Origin of the sequence: Burkholderia sp. WTPI3, assembly GCF_021483755.1 — a bacterium.
GTDB lineage: Bacteria > Pseudomonadota > Gammaproteobacteria > Burkholderiales > Burkholderiaceae > Burkholderia.
Genome location: NZ_JAGIXF010000223.1, coordinates 1 through 958 on the forward strand (window position 1 = coordinate 1; position 958 = coordinate 958).

Annotated in this window: 1 protein-coding gene; it reads right to left on the reverse strand. The window is 62.4% G+C overall.

Translation table 11 applies throughout. The features are described from left to right. On the reverse strand, positions 1-958 hold a 958-nt coding region (locus J7024_RS37000), incomplete at both ends, for a type VI secretion system Vgr family protein (RefSeq protein ID WP_234746062.1).

The following is a 958-nucleotide window of genomic DNA, read 5'->3' on the forward strand; positions in this document are numbered from 1 at the left end:
ACGAGCCCGAAGTGAAAGCCCGTCTGGTTCGGCCCGGCGAACGGCTTCGCCAGCCTCATCGGGCAGCTTTGCAGGCCGGGCGCCCGTGTGTCGCGATCCAGATGAAGATCGACGATGTATTCGCCCTGACCATCCAGATAGGGATCTCGCCAACCGCCGGACGACGCGATCGTCCCGGTGATCACCCCGTCGATCCGGGGCCACGCCTCTTCCTTCAACGGCATTCGATACTGGCGATCGGACGGAATCGCGTCGAACGTCACGTGATATGACTTCTTCCGGCTCGCGCCGCATATCGTCCGCACCACGAGCAACCCGTGCTTCGCATCCGGCAATTCCCGGTTCGACAGTTTCAGCGCCGAGCCGGGCGTGAGGTCCAGCATGTCGCATTCGCCGCGGTACTCGACCTGACCGGCCAGCGCTACCTCGCGACGCAGTTGCACCTCCTCCTTCGCCTCGTCCTCGCTCCGATTCGGTATCCCCCAGGTATACGCTTCACCATAAGTGGTGCGGTCGTCGCGTATCGGGCTTACGGCCTCGATCGGCTCCGATATCGCTGCTTCTGTGTTGAACGTGCGCACCGCGTAGGCGGACGGAAAAGTCCTGGCGCGCATCTCGAGCGCGCTGACCGACTCGACGCCTCCTGTTTCGAGCCCGCTGTGCGGCCGGTACGCAACCGTCAGGCGCTCAGGATCGCGACGGTAGTACGCGTAATCGTCACCAAAGCGCACTCGCTCGCACCGCTCGCCCTCCTCGCATACGAACCAGATGCCCGAGCGTCGGCACAGGCGCGTGATGAACGCCAAATCGTCCTCGCCCCACTGCATCACGAAGCTGCGCTTGCGATAGGTGCGATGCAACTGGAATTCAAAGCGCGCGAAGATCTGGTTGAACTCATGCTCTCGCAGAACCTGCTCGATGATCTCGGGAAAGGTCTTGTCCAGAAAGAACCGGCATT